General features: G+C 61.3%; 22 protein-coding genes and 1 tRNA gene. 10 read left to right on the top strand and 13 right to left on the bottom strand.

The genetic code is table 11. The features are described 5' to 3' along the window. Nucleotides 1-23 precede the first annotated feature (23 nt). Nucleotides 24-689, bottom strand: a complete 666-nt coding sequence (locus tag PFEN_RS12380) for a class I SAM-dependent methyltransferase (protein ID WP_191487120.1) — start codon at nt 687-689, stop codon at nt 24-26. Nucleotides 690-853: 164 nt separating this feature from the next. Beyond that, the gene (gene cynR, locus PFEN_RS12385; RefSeq protein WP_191487121.1) at nt 854-1762 is read right to left on the bottom strand and encodes a transcriptional regulator CynR; all 909 of its coding nucleotides are present in this window, start codon (nt 1760-1762) and stop codon (nt 854-856) included. 111 nt (nt 1763-1873) lie between these two features. Between cynR and PFEN_RS12390 the strand changes: the two genes are divergently transcribed. Together PFEN_RS12390 and cynS are read left to right on the top strand one after the other, a co-directional pair. Continuing rightward, the gene (locus PFEN_RS12390) at nt 1874-2533 is read left to right on the top strand and encodes a carbonic anhydrase (protein WP_191487122.1); all 660 of its coding nucleotides are present in this window, start codon (nt 1874-1876) and stop codon (nt 2531-2533) included. A gap of 34 nt (nt 2534-2567) precedes the next feature. Next, entirely contained in the window at nt 2568-3038 is a 471-nt protein-coding gene (gene cynS / locus PFEN_RS12395) for a cyanase (protein ID WP_191487123.1), read from the top strand. 207 nt (nt 3039-3245) lie between these two features. On the opposite strand, the gene PFEN_RS12400 is transcribed toward cynS, so the two are convergent. Continuing rightward, on the bottom strand, nt 3246-3605 hold the full coding sequence (locus tag PFEN_RS12400; protein WP_191487124.1) for a 5-carboxymethyl-2-hydroxymuconate Delta-isomerase: 360 nt from the start codon (nt 3603-3605) through the stop codon (nt 3246-3248). A 154-nt stretch (nt 3606-3759) separates the two neighbouring features. On the opposite strand from PFEN_RS12400, the gene PFEN_RS12405 reads away from it, so the two are divergent. Both PFEN_RS12405 and PFEN_RS12410 read left to right on the top strand, forming a co-directional pair. Further along, nucleotides 3760-4098, top strand: a complete 339-nt coding sequence (locus PFEN_RS12405) for a type II toxin-antitoxin system RelE/ParE family toxin (protein ID WP_412071436.1) — start codon at nt 3760-3762, stop codon at nt 4096-4098. Next, nucleotides 4095-4376 carry an addiction module antidote protein gene (locus tag PFEN_RS12410; RefSeq protein WP_191487125.1) on the top strand — a complete coding sequence of 94 codons (282 nt, stop codon included), beginning with the start codon at nt 4095-4097 and terminating at the stop codon, nt 4374-4376. The genes PFEN_RS12405 and PFEN_RS12410 overlap by 4 nt, the downstream gene beginning before the upstream one ends. 25 nt (nt 4377-4401) lie before the next feature. Here PFEN_RS12410 and PFEN_RS12415 read toward each other — a convergent pair whose 3' ends face one another. After that, nucleotides 4402-5322 (bottom strand): LysR family transcriptional regulator, encoded by a 921-nt coding sequence (locus PFEN_RS12415; RefSeq protein WP_191487126.1) that lies wholly within the window; start codon nt 5320-5322, stop codon nt 4402-4404. A 199-nt stretch (nt 5323-5521) separates the two neighbouring features. On the opposite strand from PFEN_RS12415, the gene PFEN_RS12420 reads away from it, so the two are divergent. After that, nucleotides 5522-5896 carry a helix-turn-helix domain-containing protein gene (locus tag PFEN_RS12420; RefSeq protein WP_191487127.1) on the top strand — a complete coding sequence of 125 codons (375 nt, stop codon included), beginning with the start codon at nt 5522-5524 and terminating at the stop codon, nt 5894-5896. Nucleotides 5897-5991: 95 nt separating this feature from the next. On the opposite strand, the gene PFEN_RS12425 is transcribed toward PFEN_RS12420, so the two are convergent. From PFEN_RS12425 to dapA, 5 genes are all read right to left on the bottom strand, one after another. Then, nucleotides 5992-6081: transfer RNA gene (locus tag PFEN_RS12425), tRNA-Ser, on the bottom strand. Between the two features lie 84 nt (nt 6082-6165). After that, a complete protein-coding gene (gene purC / locus PFEN_RS12430; RefSeq protein ID WP_191487128.1) occupies nt 6166-6876 on the bottom strand; it encodes a phosphoribosylaminoimidazolesuccinocarboxamide synthase in 711 nt (236 codons plus the stop codon). Next, the gene (locus PFEN_RS12435; RefSeq protein WP_191487129.1) at nt 6863-7663 is read right to left on the bottom strand and encodes an MBL fold metallo-hydrolase; all 801 of its coding nucleotides are present in this window, start codon (nt 7661-7663) and stop codon (nt 6863-6865) included. The genes purC and PFEN_RS12435 overlap by 14 nt, the downstream gene beginning before the upstream one ends. A 4-nt stretch (nt 7664-7667) precedes the next feature. Further along, nucleotides 7668-8771 (bottom strand): outer membrane protein assembly factor BamC, encoded by a 1104-nt coding sequence (bamC, locus tag PFEN_RS12440; protein WP_191487130.1) that lies wholly within the window; start codon nt 8769-8771, stop codon nt 7668-7670. A 17-nt stretch (nt 8772-8788) separates the two neighbouring features. Continuing rightward, entirely contained in the window at nt 8789-9667 is an 879-nt protein-coding gene (gene dapA / locus PFEN_RS12445; protein WP_191487131.1) for a 4-hydroxy-tetrahydrodipicolinate synthase, read from the bottom strand. Nucleotides 9668-9993: 326 nt separating this feature from the next. Here dapA and PFEN_RS12450 point away from each other — a divergent pair, with 326 nt between their 5' ends. After that, the gene (locus tag PFEN_RS12450; protein ID WP_191487132.1) at nt 9994-10554 is read left to right on the top strand and encodes a glycine cleavage system protein R; all 561 of its coding nucleotides are present in this window, start codon (nt 9994-9996) and stop codon (nt 10552-10554) included. A 10-nt stretch (nt 10555-10564) separates the two neighbouring features. Further along, nucleotides 10565-11038, top strand: coding sequence for a peroxiredoxin (locus tag PFEN_RS12455; RefSeq protein WP_191487133.1), 474 nt, complete (start codon nt 10565-10567; stop codon nt 11036-11038). A 14-nt stretch (nt 11039-11052) separates the two neighbouring features. Here PFEN_RS12455 and PFEN_RS12460 read toward each other — a convergent pair whose 3' ends face one another. Beyond that, on the bottom strand, nt 11053-11292 hold the full coding sequence (locus tag PFEN_RS12460) for a sulfurtransferase TusA family protein (RefSeq protein ID WP_191487134.1): 240 nt from the start codon (nt 11290-11292) through the stop codon (nt 11053-11055). 127 nt (nt 11293-11419) lie between these two features. Here PFEN_RS12460 and PFEN_RS12465 point away from each other — a divergent pair, with 127 nt between their 5' ends. Further along, nucleotides 11420-12853 carry a M48 family metalloprotease gene (locus PFEN_RS12465; protein WP_191487135.1) on the top strand — a complete coding sequence of 478 codons (1434 nt, stop codon included), beginning with the start codon at nt 11420-11422 and terminating at the stop codon, nt 12851-12853. Nucleotides 12854-12988: 135 nt separating this feature from the next. Here PFEN_RS12465 and nadA read toward each other — a convergent pair whose 3' ends face one another. Next, nucleotides 12989-14047: a quinolinate synthase NadA gene (gene nadA / locus PFEN_RS12470; protein WP_191487136.1), complete on the bottom strand. Its 1059-nt coding sequence runs from the start codon at nt 14045-14047 to the stop codon at nt 12989-12991. Between the two features lie 244 nt (nt 14048-14291). On the opposite strand from nadA, the gene coaA reads away from it, so the two are divergent. Together coaA and PFEN_RS12480 are read left to right on the top strand one after the other, a co-directional pair. Then, entirely contained in the window at nt 14292-15218 is a 927-nt protein-coding gene (coaA, locus tag PFEN_RS12475; RefSeq protein WP_191487137.1) for a type I pantothenate kinase, read from the top strand. A 2-nt stretch (nt 15219-15220) separates the two neighbouring features. Beyond that, on the top strand, nt 15221-15463 hold the full coding sequence (locus tag PFEN_RS12480; RefSeq protein ID WP_191487138.1) for a co-regulatory protein PtrA N-terminal domain-containing protein: 243 nt from the start codon (nt 15221-15223) through the stop codon (nt 15461-15463). 57 nt (nt 15464-15520) lie between these two features. Here PFEN_RS12480 and PFEN_RS12485 read toward each other — a convergent pair whose 3' ends face one another. Next, the gene (locus PFEN_RS12485; protein WP_191487139.1) at nt 15521-17491 is read right to left on the bottom strand and encodes a putative bifunctional diguanylate cyclase/phosphodiesterase; all 1971 of its coding nucleotides are present in this window, start codon (nt 17489-17491) and stop codon (nt 15521-15523) included. Nucleotides 17492-17702: 211 nt separating this feature from the next. Continuing rightward, entirely contained in the window at nt 17703-18764 is a 1062-nt protein-coding gene (locus tag PFEN_RS12490; RefSeq protein WP_191487140.1) for an HD domain-containing phosphohydrolase, read from the bottom strand. Between the last annotated feature and the right edge of the window lie 37 nt (nt 18765-18801).

Consider the following 18801-nt stretch of genomic DNA (forward strand, 5'->3'; position numbering starts at 1 on the left):
GAATTGAAGTGTGCATGCCAGGGTCAGTTGTTCTTGCGCAAGACATAGAGCCGACGCTGGGCATAGCCAGGAAAGAAATCCCGATGACCGACGATCTCGAAACCGGCCTGGCGAAATTCTTCTTCGACCCGCGCCTTGTTGAGCAGGATGCGCTGCGTCTCCTGGGCCAGGCGGCGCTGACGCCAGGCCATGACCTTGCCGTCGATCCACAACGAGAGAATCACGGTGTCACGGCTGACCCGGTGGAATTCGCGCAGCATCGCCATTCGCTGTTGAGTGTCGCTGACATGCTGGAACAAGCGCAGACAGAAAATGCAGTCCACCGCATTCTCCGGCAAGCCGATGGCGAACACTGAACTGTGAAACGTCCTGACCCGCTTGAGCACATCGGGGGAATGATGCACCGCACACTGGTCCAGAATGTCCTGCGAGGGGTCGGCCGCCAGGATCACCCGGTTGGCCCGCTCGGCCAACACCGACCAGAAACGCCCGGCACCGCAGGGCAGGTCCAGAACCAGGCCAGGCTCGCCGGCCAACTTCAATGACTGGCGCACCCACTGTTTTTCACGCGCCAGCCCGAGACGCCGGAGCAGGCTGCCGGGGCGCTTCTGCTGGCCGGCCCGGGCCTGCTCGCGCGCCTGCTGGCGGGCAAGTTCTAGCTCAACGGTTGAAGGCGGTTGCGCGGGCATGACTGACGAACTCTCAGGGCTGAACCTGTACCGGGCTGATCGAACACACGGATCGGCTTGAAGGGCTGTCGCAAGCCGCAAGCAGCCACTCGACAACGTTTCGAACCTTAGTCAGGCGCGCATCAATATTTCGTGAAAAATTCCCGCCCTAATTGTTCAACACGTTACCGATCCGACTGCCCGGCGGACGGGACTGAACTCTCCCGCCACTGCCCCGCCAACGTCGCGAACGCCCGGCAGGCGGCACTGCGCCAGGCCCCCTTGCGACTGAGCAGGGCCACTGTGCGCCGGGGCAACCCCGGCGTCAGCTCCAATGCCAGCAGTCCCGGCTGCTCAAGGGCAATGGCCGTGGGCAGGATTGTCGCCAAATGACCGCGCCGTACCAGTTCAACAATCGCACTGATGGAATTGGCCTCGATGGCGATGCGCGGTGCGATGCCCTGCTGGCGGCAATAGAGGTCGATGTGTTGGCGCGTGGCGAAATCCTGGCTGAGCAGGACCAGCGCTTGCTGTTCCAGATCGCCGGCATCGAGGGCCTTTCCAGCGGCTCGCGGATGGGTCACGCCGACCATCAGACTCAAGGTTTCGGTGAACAGGGCCTCACTTTGGATATCCGCCAGGTGCATTCCGCTAAAGGCAATGCCGATATCCAGCAGATCCTCGGCCAGCGCGGCCTCAAGGCGATCCTGGGGCATTTCCTGGACACTCAGGGTGAGGCCCGGGTAGAGGCTGTTGAAACGATGCAACAACGGTGCGATGAGGTAGGCGGTGAAGGTCGGTGTCATGGCCAGACGCAGGCTGCCACGACTCAGATCCCGTACATCGTGCATCGCCCGCTTTCCCGCTTCCAGGTCCTGCAGGGCCAGGCGGGCAAAACGCACATAGGCCTCGCCGGCATCGGTCAGGCGGATACCGCGCCCCGAGCGGTCGAACAGCGCCGCCCCCAGGTTGTCCTCCAACTGCCGGATCTGCTGGGACAGCGTCGGCTGGGAGACATGCAAGGCCTCGGCGGCCCGGGTGAAATTGCGATGTTCGGCGACGGCCAGCAGATAACGGATATGACGCAGCAGCATCGGGCGCTCAACTATAGGCAGGACTTATAGCTTTCATAATAAGCCGATCTTGGACGCTATGCCTGAAAACTCCGATCCTTGCCCCATCAGCCACTCGCAAGGAGAAGCCCCATGCAAGCCATCATCGACGGATTCCTGAAGTTCCAGCGCGAAGCCTTCCCGACCCGCAGCGCCCTGTTCAAGCACCTGGCGACCACGCAGAACCCCGCCGTCCTGTTCGTCACCTGCTCGGACAGCCGGGTGGTACCGGAACTGCTGACCCAGCAGGAGCCTGGCGATCTGTTCGTGATTCGCAATGCCGGCAACATCGTGCCCTCCTATGGCCCGGAGCCGGGCGGCGTCTCAGCCACGGTGGAGTATGCGGTGGCGGTGCTGGGGGTGCGCGATATCGTGATCTGCGGTCATTCCGACTGCGGCGCAATGACCGCCATTTCCACCTGCAAGTGCCTCGACCACCTGCCCGCGGTGGCCAACTGGCTGCGCCATGCCGAGTCGGCCAAGGTCATCAACGCCGCCCGCGGCCATGCCTCGGCCGAGGCCCGGCTGGACGCCCTGGTCCGGGAAAACGTGATCGCCCAGTTGGCTAACCTCAAGACACACCCGGCGGTCGCCCTGGCGCTGGAACAACGCCGGTTGAACCTGCATGGCTGGGTGTACGACATCGAGAGCGGCTCCATCGCCGCCCTTGACGGCAGCACCGGTCGCTTTGTCTCACTCGCCGAACAGCCGCGGAACTGCGCGTTGTCGACACAATCGCCACAGGTCGCCTGACCTGAGTCCTACACACGAAAACGAGGAAATCACCATGTTGCAGTCCCAATTCGCACAAGCTCCACGCCTGGCCCTGGCCGACACCATCATCGACGCCAAGCAGCGCCTGAACCTGTCCTGGCAGGACCTGACCGACGGCACCGGCTTGAGCCTGGCCTTCGTCACCGCCGCCCTGCTCGGCCAACACCCGTTGCCGGCCAGTGCCGCCAATGTCGTGTGTGAAAAGCTTGGCCTGGACCAGGACGCCAGTCGCCTGCTGCAAAGCGTGCCGTTGCGCGGCAGCATTCCAGGCGGTATCCCGAGCGACCCGACGATCTATCGTTTCTACGAAATGCTCCAGGTCTACGGCACTACCTTGAAAGCCCTGGTCCACGAACAGTTCGGCGACGGCATCATCAGTGCGATCAACTTCAAGCTGGATATCAAGAAAGTCGAAGACCCGGAAGGCGGCTCGCGGGCGGTCATTACCCTGGATGGCAAGTACCTGCCGACCAAACCGTTCTGATCGAGCGCTGAGCTTGCCGGTATTTCCCGGTGAAGCACCGTACCGGCTATCCGGCGCTGGAATGCCGACCTGTAGGGGCAGCCGGTCGACGCTCGATTGCTGGCGATGGCGTCCGCAAGAACAGCGCCAAGCTCAAGGACCTCATCGCCGGCAAGCCGGCTGCCCACAGGTTTCGCGGGTTTTTCCGGGATGGATTCTATCGCCCGATCAGAGCACGACCTTGGCGTAGGACTCGCGATCCAGATCCACCACTTCCACCGATAGTTGCACTTCGACACCTTCCGGCCAGTCGCCGAGATCCTTCAAGGCCGCCAGCAGGCTCTCGGAAAGTTGTTTCTTGATTTGTGCCGAACGCCCGCTCAACAGCGCCAACTTCACATGCACGAAACCACGCTCACCCAACCCGGTCCCCACGCGAAATGCCCCCAGTTGCGTGGCCCGGCTCTTGATGTCGAACTCGGCTCCGAACTGACCCGATGCCACCAACGCATGATTGATCCGCAGCAACGCCTTGTCGGCGTCGAATTCAGTCAGGTTGGGGGTGTATTCCAGGAAAACATGAGGCATTGGCAGGCTCCGAAACAGCGAGATAGGAAGGCGCACGGGTATAACACGCGGCCTTCGGGAAAGATCGTGCAACGATAGCGCATTGGCGCGCCGGCCGCTCCTGGACCAAATACAAAAGGGTCAAGGTAAAAAAAACGGCGTAGACACTTTGAAAATCGTATCCGAACTACTACACTCAAAACCAACACACACCCTGGTCACCACCGAAGCATTCGACAATTGGCTGCGGCGACTGAAGGATCCGATCGCCAAGGCACGCATCCTCTCCCGCCTGATCTCGGCACAATTTGGCGCGCTGGGCGATACGAGGATGGTCACCGATGGGGTGAGTGAGATGCGTATTCATACAGGCCCCGGTTATCGCGTCTATTTCGCTCGCCGGGGTGAGATTCTGATTTTGCTGCTGTGCGCTGGCGACAAGTCAGCGCAAAAACGTGACATCAAACACGCCAGGCTGATCCTGAGCGAGATCGAACGAGGTGATCGAACATGACCCCGCTGAAGCCCTTTGAAGCCAGCGACTACCTGAGCGACGAGGCGACTATTGCCGAACTGCTCAACGTCGCCCTGAAAGACCAGAATCCCGACGTATTTCTCGCGGCACTGGCCGCCGTCGCCAAGGCCCGCGGCATGACCCGGGTTGCCCGCGACTCCGGTTTGGGCCGCGAGAGTCTCTACAAGGCCCTGGCTCCCGGAGCCAAACCCCGCTACGACACCCTGCTGAAGCTGGTTGACGCCTTGGGTGTGAAACTGGTGGTGCAACCCACCTGAGCAAACCCGCCCGGCACAGCCGCCCTCAAGAGACCAGGGGCTGCCGATCACTCATGAAGTGCTCAAGCCGCGAGCGCAGCCAACGCTCGGCAGGATCGGTATCGACAATACCGAGCCAGACCATCGACAGGTCCAGGTTCGGCACCTTGAACGGTAGCGCCTCGTCAAACAGCAATCCCGAAGCCGCCATGGCCTTGGCCGTGTAATCCGGCAGACTGGCAACCAGGTCGGTGCCCGCCAGCAAGGCCGGCAAGGCACTGTATTGCGGCACGGAGAGCACCACATGGCGCTTGCGACCGATTTCCGCCAGCCACTCGTCGGCCAGGCTGCTGATGTTGGCGGTGTGGGACACCAGGACGTGCGGCCGTGCGCAATATTCATCGAGGGTCAAGGGCGTCGTCGAGGCGTCGGCCCGCAGAATCCGCGGCTGGATATGGCGTAACAGCTTGCGCTTGGCATTGGCCGGCAAACCCCGGGTCTGGCTGATGCCCACGGTAATGTCACCGGAAGCCAGCAGATCGGGAATACGCCAGTAGTCGACATGCTGGACCACGATCACCACATTCGGCGCTTCCTGGCGCAGTGCCCGCAGCAACGTGGGCAACAAACCGAACTCGACATCGTCCGACAGGCCGATGCGAAAGGTCATGGTACTGCTGGTCGGGTCGAATGCATGGGTCAGGCTCAAGGCATTGGACAGCGAGTCCAGTGCCGGTGACAGGTGCTGGATTATCTCCTCGGCCCGGGCGGTGGGCTCCATGCGGTGTCCGACGCGGATGAACAGCGGATCATTGAACATCGCCCGCAGGCGATTGAGCGCCGAACTGATGGTCGGCTGGCCGAGAAACAATTTCTCCGCCACCCGCGTCACATTGCGTTCGAGCATCAGTGCTTCGAACACCACCATCAGGTTGATATCGGCTTTGCGCAGTTCGTTGCGGTTCATCTGTGGTTCCAACTCCTCGATTCCGCCTCAGTGTAGGAAGGCAGAGAGGAACGTGTCCAGACGACGAAGGGACGGGTTGCGCGGACAAATATCGAATCAATGGTTCTTTGACGCAACCCCAGCCGCATTTTTATAGTTCGTCGGCACGCATAAACGGCACGACGCCATTGATGCCGATACCGTTGAAATGGAGTAACCCATGAACATTCGCCCAATCCACACCGAGCAGGACTATCAGGAGGCACTGAGGTCTGTTTCCCCGTTGTTCGACAACGAACCGGAACCTGGTTATCCAGAAGGCGACTACCTTGAGGTGATGATCACTCTGATCGAAGTCTACGAAGCCAAGCACTTTCCGGTCGACCTGCCCAACCCGGTGGATGCCATACGGTTCAGGATGGAGCAATCGGGGTTGTCAGCAGCCGACCTGGTGCCAGCCATTGGCCAGCAGAATCGGGTTTATGAGGTGCTGAATGGCAAGCGGGCACTTACCCTGCCAATGATCTGGAAACTGCATGAGATGTTTGGGATTCCAGCTGAGAGCTTGATCAGGCCAATGAAAGCAGTGGGATGATTTCCCCCGAGCCGAAGCTGCATACGTTATGCACAGAGTTCTCCCATAACGAAAAAGCCCCTGAAATCTCACGATTTCAGGGGCTTTTCTATGTATGGCGGAGAGATAGGGATTCGAACCCTAGGTACCGGTGAAGGTACAACGGATTTCGAATCCGTCCCATTCGGCCACTCTGGCATCTCTCCAACGGCGCGCATCATAACAGCACCTTTGCCGGAAGCGAACCCCCCAAGCAAAAAAATTTCCGTGCTATCAGATGCTTGCGTCGATTACAGCGGTACACCCAGACGGTTGGCGACTTCTTCGTAGGCTTCGATGACATCACCGAGGCCCTGGCGGAAGCGGTCCTTGTCCATCTTCTTGCGGGTTTCCTTGTCCCACAGGCGGCAACCGTCCGGGCTGAACTCGTCGCCCAGCACGATCTGGCCGTGGAATACACCGAACTCCAGCTTGAAGTCCACCAGCAGCAGGCCAGCGTCGTCGAACAGCTTGCTCAGCACTTCATTGACCTTGAGCGACAGCTCTTTCATCCGCGCCAACTGCTCGGCAGTGCCCCAACCGAACGCCACGACGTGGGATTCGTTGATGAACGGGTCACCCTTGGCGTCGTCCTTGAGGAACAGTTCGAAGGTGTAGGGATTGAGCTTCAGGCCCTCTTCCACGCCCAGGCGCTTGACCAGGCTGCCGGCCGCGTAGTTACGCACCACGCATTCCACCGGGATCATGTCGAGCTTTTTCACCAGGCATTCGTTGTCGCCCAGCAGTTTGTCGAACTGGGTCGGAATACCGGCCGCTTCGAGCTTCTGCATGATGAAGGCATTGAACTTGTTATTCACCATGCCCTTGCGGTCCAGCTGTTCGATGCGCTTGCCGTCGAACGCCGAGGTGTCGTTGCGAAACAGCAGGATCAAGCGGTCGGCGTCGTCGGTCTTGTACACCGACTTGGCTTTGCCGCGGTAGAGTTCTTCACGTTTTTCCATGATGGGCTCCGCTTGTTAAGTTGTTGGGCCAGGCGATATGTCGCCAGTCGAGCCCTGAATCCTGATCGGCCAGTTGCAGCCATTCCGGGTCGCACCCGAGGGTATCGACAAAACATTGCCGGGCCAGCCGCGGCAGGTTGTTCTTGCTACTGAGGTGGGCCAATACCAGGTGTTGCAGGTCTTGCCAGCCCAACTCGGCCACCAGGCTCGCCGCCTGGTGGTTGTTCAAATGTCCCAGTTCACCACCAACCCGCTGCTTGAGAAAGGCCGGGTAATGGCCACGGGCAAGCAGGTCGCGGCAATGATTGGCCTCGATCATCAAGGCGTCGAGACCGCTGTAGCTGTCCATGACCCGGCCACAATAGGAACCCAGGTCGGTCAGCAGGCCGAAACGCCGCCGCCCGTCGCTGAACACGTACTGCGTCGGCTCAAGGGCATCGTGGGCCACCGCCACCACTTCGATACTCAAGGCGCCGATCCGCAAGGTCTCGCCATCCGCCACGAACCCCGCGGGCTCGATCGGCTTGCGCAAGCCGCGCAAGGTGCCGCGGCTCAGATACACCGGTAGATTGTAGCGCCGCGACAGCAAACCCACGCCATGCACGTGGTCGGCATGTTCGTGGGTGAGCAGAATCGCGCTCAATTGCGTCGGACTCACCCCAAAGCGCGCCAGACGTCGCTCGGTTTCCCGCAGCGAGAAACCACAATCGACCAGGATCAACGTGTCGTCACTGGCGATCAGCGTGCCGTTCCCTTGGCTACCACTGCCGAGAACGGCAAACCGCACCGGATCAGCCCAGGTTGTCTTGAATCACGCCCAACACCCGACGGGCCACGTCGGCCGGCGCCACGGTGTTGATGTCCTTCTCGACGGTAACCTGAACGTTGTCGCCGACCTTGCTCAGGCGAACCTGATAACGCACGGCGCGGGTCTCGATCTCTTCCTTGCTCGGCTTGCTGCCGAACAGACTACCGAAGAAGCCAGGCTCGTCGTTCTTCTTCTCGGCTTTTTCCGCCAGGTTGATGTAGTACAGGCCCAGGCTGCGGTTGATGTCTTCGACGCGCCAGTCGCCCTGCTCCAGCGCACGACCGACACTCGACCAGGCACGGTCGAGGTCTTCGCCAACGTTGAGCACCGGGTTGCCGCTGCCGTCCTGACTGAGGCTGACACGGCTCGGGGTATCGAAATCACGCGCGGCCAGCAACGACACCGAACCACCCTTCTCGGCACTGCGGCTCATGCTCGAGAGCATTTCGTCGACCAGGGCCGCATCCAGGCCGGTATTGACCGAATGTGCGGTGAAATCAACGTTGGCCGTGCTGCCAGCCGGGCGCTGGGCGCTGACCACGTAGACTTCACTGGTATTGCGCTGCACGCCTGGCTCGATACGAACCCGCACGCGGGTTTCGTTGTCACCGGTCGCCAGGCGCTTGCCCATGACCGCCGACAGTTCGTCGGAACGCTGCCAGGCCGTGGTGAACTCACCGGTCTGTGGACGTTGCGCGTCGATCCGGAAACCGTTGTCCTGGAAGAACTGCAAGGCTACTGGCCAGACTTCGGCCGGGGCATGCTGGGCCACCACCCAGCGCGAGTCGCCGGTTTTCTGCAGGCTGTAGTCGCTGGCGCTGGCCGAGGCCTGCAAAGGCAGCGGACGCGGCACTTCGTACGGGCCCTTGGCGGTGTCGTCAGCGACGTTGCGCGGGATCGGCAGCAGCGGGTCAAGACGCTTGCTGGTGGCGACATCCGGCGGCAATTGCATCGCCGGGGTCTGTTTCGAATCCAGGTAATCGCTGCCACGGTCGCGGAAATAACCCTCCGGGCCCCACAGCCAGGCGCAGCCACTGGTGCTGGAGATAATCAAGGCAAGTGCAGAAAGTCCGGCCAATCGCTTCATGCGGGGTATTTCCTCAATTAAACCAGGACGCCGGACTGGCGCATGGCCTGCCGCAGCGGTTCGTGACAGGCGGCACTGAGCCAGGTGAGCGGCAGACGGATACCGTCCGGCATCAAGCCCATCTCATGCAGTGCCCATTTCACGGGGATAGGGTTGGATTCGATGAACAGGGTCTTGTTCAGCGGCATCAGTTTTTCGTGAATTGCCCGGGCCTCGTCGGCCTTGCCGGCCATGGCGGCGGCACACAGGTCGCTCATTTCACGTGGCGCGACGTTGGCGGTCACCGAGATATTGCCCTTGCCGCCGAGCAGCATCAGCTCGACCGCGGTGGCGTCATCGCCGGAATACACCAGGAAATCGCTGCCGACACCGGCCAGGATCGCCTTGGCCCGCTCCAGGTCGCCGGTGGCTTCCTTGATGCCGATGATGTTCGGCACGCTCGACAGGCGAATCACGGTCTCGGTCAGCATGTCGCACGCGGTGCGACCCGGAACGTTGTAGAGGATCTGCGGGATGTCGACCGCTTCGGCGATAGTACGGAAATGCTGGTACAGGCCTTCCTGGGTCGGCTTGTTGTAATAAGGAGTCACCAGCAGGCACGCGTCGGCGCCGGCGGTTTTCGCATTGGTGGTCAGCTCGATCGCCTCACGCGTCGAATTGGCGCCCGTACCGGCAATTACCGGGATACGCCCTGCAACCTGGGCGACCACGCGACGAATCACTTCGATATGCTCGTTCACATCGAGAGTGGCCGACTCACCCGTGGTGCCGACCGCGACAATGGCGTTGGTGCCGTTTTGCAGGTGGAAGTCCACCAGTTTGCTCAGGCTGTCCCAGTCAAGACGACCTTGTGCATCCATGGGAGTGACCAGTGCCACCATACTGCCCGCAATCATGCAACCGCTCCTGCCGGAAAAAGAGAGCGGTAATGGTACTGGCGCCATCAGGCTTGTACAAGCGAAGTACTGTCTATGAGCATTCCCCTGAGCGCAGGTTTTCGCTACCCTTCAGACTTTGATCGGTGCCGAGTCCCTCATGTGCCGGGTTCCAGCCTCCATTTTTGCTGCCCGAAGCCCGCTCCGGCCTGGCCGCCGCCCGTCCCCCGCGAGACGGCAACCGGCGCCAGCGTTCGATTCCAGGCTTCGCCATCCGCATCCGGATACCCGAACCCAGCCCGTGACCGACCCAAGGTACCGACCGCTCATCGCTTTAGGAATGCTGCATGTCCACCCCCACAGTCCGCGAACAATTCCTTGTCATCAGTGCCCTCGGCGCCAACCCCATGGAGCTGACCAACGTCCTGTGCCGCGCCAGCCATGAAAACCGCTGCGCCGTCGTGACCTCGCGCCTGACCCGCCATGGCGAGTACAGCGCGCTGGTCCTGCAGATTTCCGGCAGCTGGGATGCCCTGGCGCGCCTTGAAGCCGGCCTGCCGAACCTGGCGAAGAAGCATGCCTTCATCGTCAGCGTGGTGCGCAGCGGCGCCCTGGAGAACCGTCCCCAGGCACTGCCTTACGTCGCCTATGTCAGCTCGGCCTACCGCTCGGACATCATCAACGAGCTGTGCCAGTTCTTCATCGACCATAACGTCGAGCTGGAAAACCTGACCTGCGACACGTATCTGGCTCCCCAGACCGGCGGCACCATGCTCAACGCCACCTTTACCGTGACCCTGCCCGCCGGCGTGCAGATCAGTTGGTTGCGCGATCAGTTCCTGGACTTCGCCGACGCGATGAACCTCGACGCCCTGATCGAACCGTGGCGCCCACAAAACCCAATGTAAGGAAGCCTCCATGGCCGTCGTCATCGATCAGCCCGTCGCCGATTTCCAGGCTCCGGCCACCAGCGGGCAGACCATCAGCCTCGCGGGCCTCAAGGGCAAGCAGGTAGTGATCTACTTCTACCCCAAGGACAGCACCCCGGGTTGCACCACCGAAGGCCAGGGCTTTCGTGACCAGTACAGCGCCTTCCAGGCCGCCAATACCGAAGTCTTCGGCGTGTCCCGCGACAGCCTGAAGGCCCATGAGAACTTCAAGGGCAAGCAGGCGTTTCCGTTCGAGCTGATCAGCGACAAGGACGAAGCCGTCTGTCAACTGTTCGACGTGATCAAGTTGAAGAAGCTCTACGGCAAGGAATACCTGGGCGTTGACCGCAGCACCTTCCTGATCGATGCCCAGGGCGTTCTGCGCCAGGAATGGCGCGGCGTGAAGGTACCCGGCCACGTGGATGCCGTGCTGGCGGCGGCCCAGGCGCTGCACCAGGCCTGAACCGAGGCCATGCGTCAGGCCTTGCGCAACCAGTAACGATAAACGCCGGACACTTCCTCTTCATGAATCAGGGCGTGTCCGGCGAGCCTGGCGAAAGTGCGAAAGTCGCGCTGCGATCCGGCATCGGTGGCAATCACCTTGAGCACCGCGCCGCTGGCCAGGCGATTGAGCTCCAGCTTGGCCTTGAGCAACGGCAGCGGGCAGTTCAGGCCACTGGCGTCCAGCTCGGCGTCGTGCTCTACAACTTCGGTCATTGCTTCACTCCTGGCGCGGCGCCGGATGGTCGATTCGAGACACCTAGAATACCTCAAGTGGAAGCGGCTCTGGTCGCCAGCCCAGTGTCCGGCTACAGTATGGGCTTTGCCGACTAGAGCCTTGTGCATGACTTTTCTGCGCCCCACCTTGTTGACGCTCGCTTGCCTGCTCGCCTCCCCGGGCTTCGCCGACGACCTGCCGTCACTCGGCGACGCCAGTTCCGCCATTGTCTCCCCGCAACAGGAGTTCCAACTGGGCCGTGCCTGGCTGAGCCTGTTACGCAGCCAGGTCAAGCAACTCAATGACCCGCAGCTCAAGGATTACGTCGAAACCACCGTCTACAAGCTGGCCGAAAGCAGCCAGGTGCAGGACCGGCGCCTGGTGTTCATCCTGATCGACAGCAATCAGCTCAACGCCTTTGCCGCGCCAGGCGGGATCGTCGGGATCAACGGCGGGCTGTTCCTCAACGCCCAGACCGAGGGCGAATACGCCGCGGTACTGGCCCACGAACTGGCGCACTTGTCGCAACGCCACTTCGCCCGTGGCGTGGAAGCCCAGCAACGCATGCAACTGCCGATGATGGCGGCGCTGCTGACCGGGATCGTGATCGCGGCGGCGGGCGGCGGTGACGCCGGCATCGCCACCATCGCCGGCACCCAGGCCGCGGCCTTCCAGGAGAAACAGCGGTTCTCGCGCCAGAACGAACAGGAAGCCGACCGTATCGGCATCCTCAATCTGGAAAAGGCCGGTTACGACCCGCGGTCGATGCCAACCATGTTCGAGCGCCTGATGCGTATCTACCGCTTCGACGCCAAACCGCCGGAATTCCTGCTGACCCACCCGGTCACCGAGTCGCGGATCGCCGACACCCGCAACCGCGCCGAGCAGTCCAAGCCTGGCGGCATCGAGGACAGCCTGCGTTATCAGTTGATCCGCGCCCGCGTGCTGCTGTCCTATGAAGACTCCCCGGGCCTGGCGGCCAAGCGCTTTCGCGCGCAACTGGACGAGAACCCCAAGTCCGAGGTGGCCCGCTATGGCCTGGCCATCGCCCAGGTCAAGGCCGCGCAGTTGAACGAGGCGCGCGAGACCCTCAAGCCGCTGCTGGACAAGTCACCCAATGACATCACCTACAACCTGGCGCAGATCGATCTGGACACAGCGGCCAGCCGCTTTCCCGAAGCCCTGCAACGGGTCGACCGGATGCTGCAGCAATATCCCGCCAGCTACCCGCTCAAGCAGGAACGTATCGACCTGCTGATCAAGCAGAATCGCCCCGCCGAGGCGGAAAAGGCTCTGGATGCCTTATTGAAGATTCGCCCGGATGACCCGGACGTCTGGTATCAACTCGCCGAAACCCGCGGCCAGTCCGGCAATATCATCGGCCTGCACCAGGCACGGGCCGAATACTTTGCGCTGGTGGGCGACTTCAAGCAGGCGATCCAGCAGTTGGACTTCGCCAAGCGGCGCGCGCCGAACTTCCAACTGGCCGCGCGCATCGATGCGCGCCAGAAGGAGTTGATCGATCAGGAGCGCATGGTCAAGGAAATGATGGGCGGCTGACAACATCAGCCCCCTGTAGGAGCAGCCGGTCGACACTCGATTGCTCGCGATGCTAGCCCAAACACCGCGGGGTATCAGGTACCCCGCGTTATCGTTGACGCCCATCGCGAGCAGGCTCGCTCCTGCAGATGCCGGTCAGGCATTCCCCGCCAGTTTCAAACGTGCCGCCTGGGTGAAATCCAGCATGCGCTTGAGCGGGCGAACGGCGCGGGGAATCACCGCCGGATCGACGAAGATCTCGTTGCTGCCCTCCCGCAGGCACTGCAAGGTACGCTCCAGGGTATTCATGGCCATCCACGGGCAATGCGCGCAACTGCGGCACGCCGCGCCATTACCGGCGGTCGGCGCCTCGATGAACACCTTGTCCGGGCACAACTGCTGCATCTTGTAGAAAATGCCGCGGTCGGTGGCCACGATAAAGGTCTTGTTCGGCAGACGCTGCGCCGCCGCGATCAACTGGCTGGTGGACCCCACCGCATCGGCCAGCTCGATCACCGACTCCGGTGATTCGGGGTGCACCAGGATCGCCGCCTCGGGATACAGCGCCTTCATGTCTTCCAATTGCTTGGACTTGAACTCCTCGTGGACGATGCAAGCACCGTCCCAGAGCAACATATCGGCACCGGTTTCCTTCTGGATGTAGCGCCCCAGATGCTTGTCCGGCGCCCAGATGATGCTTTCGCCGTTGTCCATCAGGCTTTCGACGATCTCCAGCGCGCAACTGGACGTCACCACCCAATCGGCCCGCGCCTTCACCGCCGCCGAGGTGTTGGCATACACCACCACCGTGCGCTCGGGGTGCTGGTCGCAGAAAGCGGAAAACTCATCCACCGGGCAGCCCAGGTCCAGCGAGCAGGTCGCCTCCAGGGTCGGCATCAGGATGCGCTTTTCCGGGGTGAGGATCTTGGCGGTTTCGCCCATGAAGCGCACGCCCGCCACCAGCACGGTCTTGGCCGGATGCGCGGCACCGAAGCGGGCCATCTCCAGGGAGTCGGACACACAACCACCGGTTTCCTCGGCTAACGCCTGGATCACCGGATCGCAATAAAAGTGAGCCACCAGCACTGCGTCCCGGGCCTTGAGCTCAGCGGCGATATCCGCGCGTAGCCGCGCCTCTTCGGCGGCACTCAAGGGTTTGGGTTGCTTGGCATCAAGGTGGGCTTGAACCAGAAGGCGTTCGGAAATCTGCGTCATGTTCGCAAGACCTGCAAGCGCGAGAGCGCGAAAGTCGAGTATACCCCGGCCCCCGCCCCTTTCCGAGACGGGATATCAGGTGCGATGTACGGACCGGGAAAGTGAATCCATCAGGCATGGACTGCTTTGCAGCCGCGCAAGGCTACAGAATATCCAATGAATTCAAAAGATTATTCTGATCTTCGGACAAGCGGGGGCAAAGCGTTGGATAATCGGCCCATTGAAGAGGCCTGGATAGCAACCGATGAGATCCGATGAATACCTCGTAATGACCCGCAACGAGTGGGCGGAACTACGTGCCAGCACGCCGTTGACCCTATCGGAAGAAGATCTGTCGGCGTTACGCGGGGTGAACGAAGATGTCTCCCTGGAAGATGTCGCCAACGTCTATCTGCCCCTGTCGCGGCTGATCAACCTGCATATCGGCGCCGCTCGCCAATTGACGGGGATCCGCGATACCTTCCTGGGGCGCCCGACCCACCGCGGGCCCTACATCATAGCCATCGCCGGCAGCGTCGCCGTCGGCAAGAGCACCTTTGCCCGTGTCCTGCAGGCGGTGATGGCGCGCTGGCCGGATCACCCGAATGTCGCCCTGGTGACCACCGACGGTTTCCTTTACCCCAACAGCAAGCTGATGGCCGATGGCATCATGCACCGCAAGGGTTTTCCGGAAAGCTACGATCGCAAGCACATGGTCAAGTTCCTCGCGGCCGTGAAAGCCGGCGAACACAACATCGAGGCGCCGATCTACTCCCATGTCAGCTACGACATCGTGCCCGACCAGTACCAGGTGATCGACCAACCGGACATCCTGATCTTCGAAGGCCTCAACGTGCTGCAGACCGATGGCGTCGACGGGCAGAAGCCCTCGACCATCGTCTCCGACTTCTTCGACTTTTCGGTGTACCTGGATGCCGATGAACAAGACATCGAGCAGTGGTACGTGGCGCGCTTTCTGATGCTGCAGAAAACCGCGTTCCGCGCCCGCGGTGCGTACTTTCGCAAACTCGCCGACCTGACGCCCGAGGAGGCGCCCGAGGCCGCGCGCCAGATCTGGCGGGATATCAACCGGGTCAACCTGTTGGAGAATATCCTGCCGACCCGCGAGCGGGCCGACCTGGTGCTACGCAAGGCGGCGGATCATTCAGTCAGCGAGATCTGGTTACGTTAATCATGAAGCCCTTCAACGTGTTGCTGAGTATCGCCCTGTTGAGCGTCCCCGTTACGGCCCTCGCCGAAGGCGGCGGTGCCCGGGTCATCGCCCGCATGCAGGCCCAGCGCGACGAATCGATGGCACGCTTCCTCGAGCGTGAGGATGCCAAGGCAATTGTCCGCGCCCAACAAGCCGCCAAAGCCCGCCTGGCCACTCGAATGGCGAGTTCCGCGCACAGCGAAAGATCGGTGGACCAGCCCTGAGCGGCGCGCCCAAGGCCGTGCGACTGTGCGGCGGCGCAGCCAGGCAGCGAGATCAGCTCAGGCTGAACTCAACGCCTGTTCGGGGTCCCACGGCCCTCGCCGCACCTCCGCCTGCGCCAACCAGACCAGGGTTTCGGCGAACGTAACGGGACGACTGAAGAAGAACCCCTGCACCTGCGTACACCCCAGGCTACGCAGAGCCTGGAGTTCCTCGAATGTCTCGACCCCCTCGACCACACACTCCAGCTCCATGTCGAGACTCAGGGTCACCAGCGACTTGACGATCTTGTAGCTCGCGGGGTTGAGATGAATACCGGTGATAAAACTGCGATCGATCTTCAATTTCGTCAGCGCCAAGGCATGCAGCTGGCTCAGACTTGAATAGCCCGTGCCGAAATCGTCCAGCGAGATACCGCAGCCCAGCTTGCGAAAGCGCCCGATCGCCCATTGCACCTGGGGAATGTCCTGCATGACCGCGGTTTCGGTGATTTCCAGGTCCAGACACGCCGGATTGAAGCCACTGGCCTTGATTACATCGATGATCGATTGCACGCTCTCGGCGGAACCACAGTCGTGGACCGACAGATTGAATGAAAGCCGCATGCCTTCAGGCCAGAGCCGCGCCATACCCAACGCCTGCCTCAACAAAGGTAACGTGAGGCGATTGATCAGGCCGATGCGTTCGGCAATCGGAATGAACTGCGCCGGGGAAACCAGGCCCAGCTCCGGGCTTTCCCAGCGGGCCAAGGCCTCGAAGGCAATGGTTTCACTGTCACTGTCGAGAATCGGCTGGAACAGCACGAAGAACTCCTTGTCCAGCACCGCCCTGCGCAACGCCTGCTCGGTGATGGCGTCGCGATGCAACTGCTCGCGATGGCTGGCCGAGAACAGGCACATCGAACCGGGGTTATGGCGTTTGCCTTGATAGAGCGCATAGTCGGCGTATTCGAATAGCTGCACGGCACTGGCGGCGCAATGGGGAAACGTGGCGATGCCCAGGGTGGCGCCGATCTGGATCGGCACATCGACCAGCAAAAACTCCACGTGCAACTGCTCGCACACGGTCCTGCCGAAGACCTGCAAATCCTCGTCGCTGAGATCGCCTTCGAGCACCAGGGCGAACTCATCCCCACCCAGCCGCGCCACATGCACCGTTGCCCCGGCCAACTGCTGCAAGCGCTGCCCCACCATGATCAGAATCCTGTCGCCGACGCTGTGGCCGTAGAGATCGTTCACCGGCTTGAACCCATCGAGATCGAGAATCCCTACCGCCAGGCGCTTTTGCTCGGCGATCGCCAGGTTCATGGCGCTCTCCAGGGTGGTGAAGAACTGTCGGCGATTGGGCAGCCCGGTCAGGCTGTCCTGATTGGCCAGTCGCAGGTTCTCGTTGCCCAGCCGTTCGGTCTGCGCCTGCACATTCACCAAGCGGGTGAAGTCGTGATAGTGATGCTGCAGGATGATCAGCATGGCCAGCGACACCAGCAGGACATTCACCGCAGTGGCAATAAAGGCCGGATTGTGGGTCGAGGCGAAAAACACCACGAACGCGACGTTGACCACCAGCGTGGCGGTCAACGCCGCGGGGCGTAGGTGCATCATGCAAAAAATGCAGACGATCACCGTGATCCCCATGAAAAAGGCGACCTGAGACTGAGAATAAGCGTCGCCGTAGGGATACAGGGCCAGGGACCAGCAGGTGAAGGCACCGGCGATAACAGGTACCAATTGATTGGTTCGCCGCAGTGATGCCAGGATCTGCGTATCGTCGGGCAAGCGTCTGGCACTACGCAACCACATGCAGGCGCGCAGCACACAGACCACCGTCATGACCAGCGGGATGTGCAATGTCAGCCACAAGGGCGCGCTGGGCAGGTGAGTGAAGACCAGCGCCCACATATTGAGCAGCAGGACCAGGTACATCAGCGGCAATTGGCGGGACAAGGCCCGGTACTGGGCCCGGAGCAGCTTGGGATTGTCGCGGGGTACGGACATGAGGGTCCGCAGCGTATCCAGGAGTTTTCTTATCATCGCAATGCCTCTCTGTCTGCGCAGTGAAGGCGTGCAGCGCTCATCCCTTTCAAGTAGCTGATCGAAAATGAAGACCTGCTCGATACAACTGTCGGCGCTAGCGTTCTTTTCTTTAGAGCATAACCCCTGGCGACAGACGAATGGCCACCTCAAGAGGTCGCTGGTCGGATCCCTTAGCCACAACCATGACTCGAGGCGGGATCACTGCCCCTCACTGAGCGCGTCTAGCCGTCACATCCAGCTCTTCGACCGCATCAAGCAAGCCGCAAAAAATATCCACGAGCTGCGGGTCAAAATGCCGGCCGGCCTGTTCACAGAGATATTCCCTTGAGCGCTCGACACTCCAGACCTGCTTGTAGGGCCGTGGCATTCTGAGTGCGTCATAGACATCACAGATCGCCACGATCCGACCCGACAAAGGGATTGCCTCGCCTTGCAAACGGTTGGGGTAGCCGCTGCCGTCCCAGCGTTCGTGGTGCGCCAGGGCAATCTCCGCCGCCAGCTCGGTGAGCGGCGAGCCGTTGTTGTCATGCAACAGTTCATAGCCAATGCGCGGATGTTCCTGCATGACTTCCCGCTCCTGCGCCGTCAGCGGCCCGGGCTTTTGCAATATCGCCTCTTCTATGCCGATTTCCCCGACATCGTGCATCGGTGCCGCCATCCGGATCAGTTCGCACCATTGCCTGGGCATGCCGCAGGCCTTGGCCAACATCGCCGCGGAATCGCCAATGCGACGGATATGACTGCCCGTGTCGTGGTCACGGTAGCTGGCGGCCCGGCCCAGGCTCTTGATGATCGACTGGTAGCCGGCCTCCAGTTGAGCCGTACGCCGTTCGACCTTGCGTTCCAGATCGCCATTGGCATCGCGCAGCAAGCGGGTAGTCTGGGCCAGCTCCAGGCAACTGCGCACCCGCAGCAGTACTTCCGGCAGATCAATGGGCTTGCTGATGAAGTCGTTGGCGCCCAGCTCCAAACCTTTACGGCGGTTCTTCGGATCATTCAGGGCCGTCACGATGATGATGGGCGACTCGATCCGACTGCGCTGCTTGAGTCGTTCCAGAATCTCGAAGCCGTCGAGCACCGGCATATACAGGTCCAGCAACAATAAGTCCCAGGGGTTGGCCTGCAGCCAGGCCAGCCCTTCGGTGGAGTCGGAGAAGGTTCTGATGTTGTTGAGCCCGGAGGCCCGCAAGCAAGAATCCAACAGCCGGAGGTTGACCGGAACGTCATCGATAATGACGATCTCACTTTCAGCGCCTACTTTGGAGAACATAAATCCGTCACTCCCATGACCAGTATTCCGTCGCTAC

The organism is Pseudomonas sp. FEN, assembly GCF_904067045.1.
Taxonomy (GTDB): domain Bacteria; phylum Pseudomonadota; class Gammaproteobacteria; order Pseudomonadales; family Pseudomonadaceae; genus Aquipseudomonas.